Here is a 5878-nt window from a genome sequence, read left to right as displayed (position 1 = left end):
CTCTAGATATATGTATCTAGAGACGTCATTAACGCGGTGCCACTCTAATTGCTTATCATGTATGATAAACCACTTTCCTATAACGCTAGGTTGGCGATTAGACCTACTAAGTTCAATCTAATATCTCCCAAGTGCGGTTCAACTTATTATTTCCTACCAGGCTTCCACCATCCCTGACTCGCTTAAGGCATTTTTAAGTTTACTCTCTTGTTCAACGATTTAAGAGTAATATACTAGGTTTCACTTGGATTGTCAAACTTTATTATTATTTATTTTGATGTGATTTTTGAGATGACGGATCGAACCATCTCTAAACGAACCTCTTGGTTGGCGATATCTTCGTTTGAATAATGTGTTAGATCAATGCCAATCACACGGTAGTGATGTTGCAAGTAAAAGTTAATTGCGGGGACATTACACGTCTGTGTTTCTAATACCACTTCTCGACAACCGCAGGCTTGCGCAAATTCATACGCGTTGTTCATAAGCAGTGTACCGACACCTTGTCCACGAGCATGTTCGACTACCAAAATTTCGGATAATCGTAATCGCTGATGCCAAGGTTCTACACCAACTTCGAGATACCCAACTATCTGCTCATTGTCATCTACTGCCGCAAATACATGGGCATCTTCAAGATGATCTGGAAACAGCGCACCTGTAAATGATTTATTTATTGGGTTCGGAAACTGTTTTTTTACCAAGCGCACACTGAATAGTTCTTGTGGTTCCACGAGAACATCATAATAGGCATCTGTAGTGTAGTTAAAGTGTAAGACCACGCCTTGATACGCTTGACGGTCTAAGGAAATTATTTTCATAGGGACGCACCACTTTCTATCTGTACACTCATCATACCAAAAGTGACGATTTATTCACACGTATTTAAGTGTCCTCAGTTATAATGAGGGTATGAAAATATTTCTATTAGAGGATGACGCAGGCATCGTATATGGATTGCGCAAGTATTTTAAAAATAACAACTGGGATCTTACAGTTGCTTTTAGTATTCAAGAGGGAGAACGGTTATTAAACAATGCTTTTGATATCATCATTTTAGATGTAGGCTTACCGGATGGAAATGGGCTTGATTTTGCACGATATGTTCGAAGCCAGTTTGAAACGCCAATCGTCTTCCTAACAGCTATGGATGACGAAATTACCATCTTAGAAGGATTCAGTATTGGGGCTGATGATTACATTACAAAACCCTTTCGCTTAGCGGAATTAGATAGTCGCATTCGCGCTATTGCGAAGCGCTCTTTGGCACTACGGATTCATGATGGCGATATAACCATTAACTTGAGTAACGCAACAGTGTATCATAACGAAACACTTATCATGCTTAGCGTTCAAGAATATCGATTACTTGTAATGTTTGTGGAGCATAAAGGAGAAATTGTAAGCCGAGAAATGCTAAATCAGATGTTATGGCAAGGGTCTCAATTTATAACGGATAATGCGCTAACAGTTACGATTAAAAGGCTTCGTGAGAAACTTGCGAATATACGGGTTGTCGAATCCGTTCATGGAAAGGGATACCGCTACTTATGAAACAACTTCGGAATCGTGATGTAAAATTTTTTTTGACCCAAGTGAGCATTGGATTTCTTGTTGCAGTTGTTATTGAATATCGATTTCCGTTTGTGGGGCTCGTTTTTTTCGCAATACTCTTGATAATCTGTTTCTACCAGTTTGTACGCCAACGAAACCAAGCAATCGAAGACGTGGTCGCATACTTGCGAACATTAAATAACGGTGATTATCATCACGATATTCAGGCTTATGAAGAAGGGGAGTTGTCAACATTGCATGCCGAGTTGAATAAAACAATGATTGCGATGAAAGGGACAGCATATCAACTACAACTTCAAAAACAAGGATTGAAAAAAGCGATGGAAGATATTTCACATCAGCTAAAAACGCCGCTAACTGCCTTATCTATCATGGTGGAGGTCGAAACATTAGAACAAGAACTTTCTGAGACTATGACTCTACAACTTCGTCGTATGGAGAACCTCGTTTTGTCTTTAAATAAAATCGTTCAATTAGAGACACATATGATTGCATTCAAGATGGAACCCATTTCGCTAAATAAGTTAATGGCACAATTACTAACGGCAATAGAACCGCAACTTTATGAAGCTAAACTGACTGTCAATAATTTAATCAAAGATACGTTGATTGAGTGTGATTACAATCAAACGTATGAGGCAATATCGAATGTTCTTGTAAACAAAATAAGATATGCGCAAACGATGATTACGATCCAAACCCGCAAGAGTGGAAGGACAATTGAGGTTGTCATTAAAGATGATGGAGTTGAAATTTCGCCGCGAGATCGCGAACGGATTTTTGAAAGATTTTATAGTGGAATGAACAAAGCGCCAGATAGTGTTGGTATCGGACTATCTATGGCTCGAGAAATTATGCACCAGCAACATGGAGCTCTTTATGTAGAAGCAGATAATGCATTTGTTTTTCGTTTTTAAGTGTGACGGAAGCGTCATAACTAGAGGCGTTTGTTTGATCTAAAATTGGGGTATCAGGAGGACTTATAATGGAAATACTAAAAATTGAAAATTTGGAAAAAGTATACAAGACCCCAGTGTATCAAGTGGATGCGTTACGTTCGCTATCATTTTGCGTACAAAAAAAAGAGTTTATCGCAATAACTGGTCCGAGTGGTTGTGGAAAATCAACACTACTTCATATTTTAGGCGGCGTTGATCAACAAACGGGGGGAACCGTAATCATTGATGACTTACAAATGGAAACTCTAGATGATACCAAGTTGACACTTTTTCGTAGACGTCATATCGGTTTGATCTATCAGTTTTACAATCTTATTCCGATGTTGTCTGTAGAAGAAAATATTCAACTACCTATTTTGCTGGATGAAGGAATTGTAGATAGCGACTATTACAACGAACTCATTACCCTGTTACAACTTGAAGATCGGCTTAATCACTTGCCCAATCAATTATCAGGAGGACAACAACAGCGGGTTGCGATAGCACGTGCGCTAATGAATAAGCCATCTTTATTGCTGGCAGACGAACCGACTGGAAATCTTGATCAGGAAAACTCGCGAAGAATTATGACCATGTTACGGTATGCGAATGAAACCTACAATCAAACAATTATTTTAGTCACCCATGATATCGATATTGCGCGAATGGCTGATCGTACAATTCATATCGAAGATGGGAAGATTGTTTATGATGGTACCAATCAATGACCATTCTTAACAAACTTATGAAACGTCAGTTGGGTCACAATTCGTTTACAGCCGCTATGACCATTTTGAGTGTCGTACTGTCAGTCGCATTACTGACAATGGTTGGGATGATCACACAGACAATTTATGATGCTCAAATGCATAATCAACTGAGTTACACCGAAAAATGGAATGCCCAATTAAACGGAACGAATTTACCTACTACCATAAGTCAAATGGAGCCATCAATTGATACAGTTGCTTATAGTAGGCCGCTCTTAATCAAGCATGGTAAAAATATTATTCGAGGCGTAATGATTGATGCTAATTTTGATTCAATCCGATCTGATAATGACGTAAAATACAATGGTAATCGGAACTTTGTATCGGGACGTGCTCCGCTTAATGAAACCGAAGTCGCTTTTGGTTCTTACTTTGCTGACTCGATGACTCTTGGTGATACGGTTGTTGCAGTGTTGGATAATGGGGACCCAATTGGCTTGAGTCCGCTGACAGTTGTTGGTTTCTTTGAGAATGATGCGGGTAAGGGTTATAGTTACTACAGTCAATTAACCAACCCAAAGATTGCAACGAAAGCAGATATTATCTTTAAGTCGGATGTTCGAAACATTGATAAATTGGTTGCGTCTGCAATCGAAAATAGCGGTGAAAATACACATGCCACGTATAACCAGAGCTACAATCAAGAACTCAAAATGATGGATGGCGTCGCTCAAGAAAAAATGTTAGCGATTGGTATTGCTGCAGCTGTGATGAGTTTCTTCAGCCTTGCCACTTTCACGATGGTTCAGAATGCATTCTATGCCAATATGAGTCGTCGGCAAAAGGACTTTGGTTTACTTCGAAGTATCGGTGCGAGTAAGAAGCAGATTCATTCAATGATGCGAAAAGAAAGTTATGTGCTTGCCGCTCTAGGAATCATCTTGGGAATTGGTGTAGGAATCTTAATGACGCGAAGTATTCAGCTTATTCATAACAATGCATCTACACTCACAACAACTCTGAATATGGAAAGTTATGCTCCCTTTCATATCAGGTTATCATGGCAATTAATTGGGATCTTGATGCTTATTGGTTTCATTTCAGTCATGATACCGATTGAATTCATGGTTGCTAAAATATATCGGATGACAGCTTTAGAATCAATAAGAGAATCGACACGTTATAAACGCAATGGGCAATTACCCCTCTGGGCGAGATTGAGCCGTAAAGAATCCATTCGTCTTGCTGGAAAATCAATGCAGCGTGACGGTTATAAGTATCGAGGAATTCGAGTCGCAATTGTGATTGTAGTGATGCTTACAGTTTTTGTTGTCTCGTTATTCCAAACGGTATTGAGACATGCAGTTCCGCAACCGGTTGTTTATAATATGTTCGCCCAATGGGATAATATTGGTGAGGTCCCAGATCTAGATACGCTTGCGCAACAAGAGTCTTATGTTCAAGAAATTGTCAAAGTCTTGCATGAGAGCGATCATACCAATCAAGTAGTGATTACACGAACACTTCCAATCAGTATATCGGAACTGATGACGGGAGACATAGACTTCTCTGAATCCATTTATAATGCGGGCTTAAGTGAATCTTATACTGTTGAAAAACAAGTGAATCCGACGCAGATGACAGTTCTAGATGATTCGTTATTTGCGTCGTTATTCCAAAAGACTTCATCAAACGAACCGATGATTGTGATTGATAACTATTATGAAGGCTATCTGGAAAAAGGGTCTGAACTCGTTCAATATGCGGGTCCAATATTAAATTTTGAAGGCATTGAAACGATGACATTGACAAACAGTAATCGTCAAAATGTTAATGTTAAAGTTCATCAAGTTATAAATGAGGACAATACAAATTTAGGTATGCTTAGAAAAGGCCATGGTCAAATGGCTAGCCCTATCATTTTGACAAACATGACAACATTCAATGAGATTAATAAAGTGCTTGCAAGCCCCTCAACGTATGAAGAGAACTACAAAGCGACATCCGAAACGATATTTAATATATCCAGTAGTGATGCGATGGCGACCGAGGAATTATTAACGAAACATTTTGCGGAGCTTCATATTGATAATAATCAAGCGCGTTATGAGTCTCGTGAAATCGTACTTTCAACTGTGGATAATATCACAAAATTAATTACAGGAATGATTGGATTTATCGTTTTTACAAATTTAATAAGTATGTCAACAATTCTCTATCGGGAACGTCGCAGTGAATTTGCAATGATGCGATCGATGGGCATGACGCATGCACAGCTAAGTAAAACAGTAATGGTAGAAAGCGCAATCGTAACAGTGCGCCCCATGATGATTGGATTAGTGTTCGGTGCGATTGGGTATTCTACAATGATTTACATTATAAATAAGGATCTACCTGTGATGAATCAGATGACATTTTATCTCGATATGCGAAGTGTTGTGTTACTCGCAATTGCAATTCTAGTGATATGCATAATTAATGCTAAAATAGCCCTGCGCATTCTTAAACGACATAGTATCATTGAAAATTGGCTCTTTATAATCTAGTGTTGGTGAGATAGTCCGACATATTTAGAGTCAGTACCATCGTCATAGAAATATGATGATGGTTTTTTTATTTCTAAGTGTATCATTGTGTTTGATATTAGTAAAATTC

General features: G+C 38.6%; 5 protein-coding genes and 1 other annotated feature. Of the genes, 4 read left to right on the top strand and 1 reads right to left on the bottom strand.

Going from position 1 to position 5878, the window contains the following annotated elements; genetic code table 11:
• Nucleotides 1–15: 15 nt before the first annotated feature.
• Nucleotides 16–224: a binding site (T-box leader), on the bottom strand.
• 45 nt (nt 225–269) lie between these two features.
• Nucleotides 270–821: a GNAT family N-acetyltransferase gene (locus GVV20_RS09940; protein ID WP_159741045.1), complete on the bottom strand. Its 552-nt coding sequence runs from the start codon at nt 819–821 to the stop codon at nt 270–272.
• A gap of 91 nt (nt 822–912) precedes the next feature.
• On the opposite strand from GVV20_RS09940, the gene GVV20_RS09935 reads away from it, so the two are divergent.
• The 4 genes from GVV20_RS09935 (at nt 913) to GVV20_RS09920 (ending at nt 5769) form a co-directional block, all read left to right on the top strand.
• A complete protein-coding gene (locus tag GVV20_RS09935) occupies nt 913–1554 on the top strand; it encodes a response regulator transcription factor (RefSeq protein ID WP_159741046.1) in 642 nt (213 codons plus the stop codon).
• The gene (locus GVV20_RS09930; protein WP_159741047.1) at nt 1551–2492 is read left to right on the top strand and encodes a sensor histidine kinase; all 942 of its coding nucleotides are present in this window, start codon (nt 1551–1553) and stop codon (nt 2490–2492) included. The genes GVV20_RS09935 and GVV20_RS09930 overlap by 4 nt, the downstream gene beginning before the upstream one ends.
• Nucleotides 2493–2560: 68 nt before the next feature.
• Nucleotides 2561–3241 carry an ABC transporter ATP-binding protein gene (locus tag GVV20_RS09925; protein WP_159741048.1) on the top strand — a complete coding sequence of 227 codons (681 nt, stop codon included), beginning with the start codon at nt 2561–2563 and terminating at the stop codon, nt 3239–3241.
• Entirely contained in the window at nt 3238–5769 is a 2532-nt protein-coding gene (locus tag GVV20_RS09920) for an ABC transporter permease (RefSeq protein ID WP_159741049.1), read from the top strand. Before GVV20_RS09925 ends, GVV20_RS09920 begins: the two co-directional genes overlap by 4 nt.
• The last annotated feature ends 109 nt before the right edge of the window (nt 5770–5878 follow it).

This window comes from Erysipelothrix aquatica, from assembly GCF_009828775.2.
Lineage (GTDB): Bacteria > Bacillota_I > Bacilli_A > Erysipelotrichales > Erysipelotrichaceae > Erysipelothrix > Erysipelothrix aquatica.
Note: the sequence above shows the minus strand (reverse complement) of the source record. Positions and strands in the feature narration are given on the sequence as shown.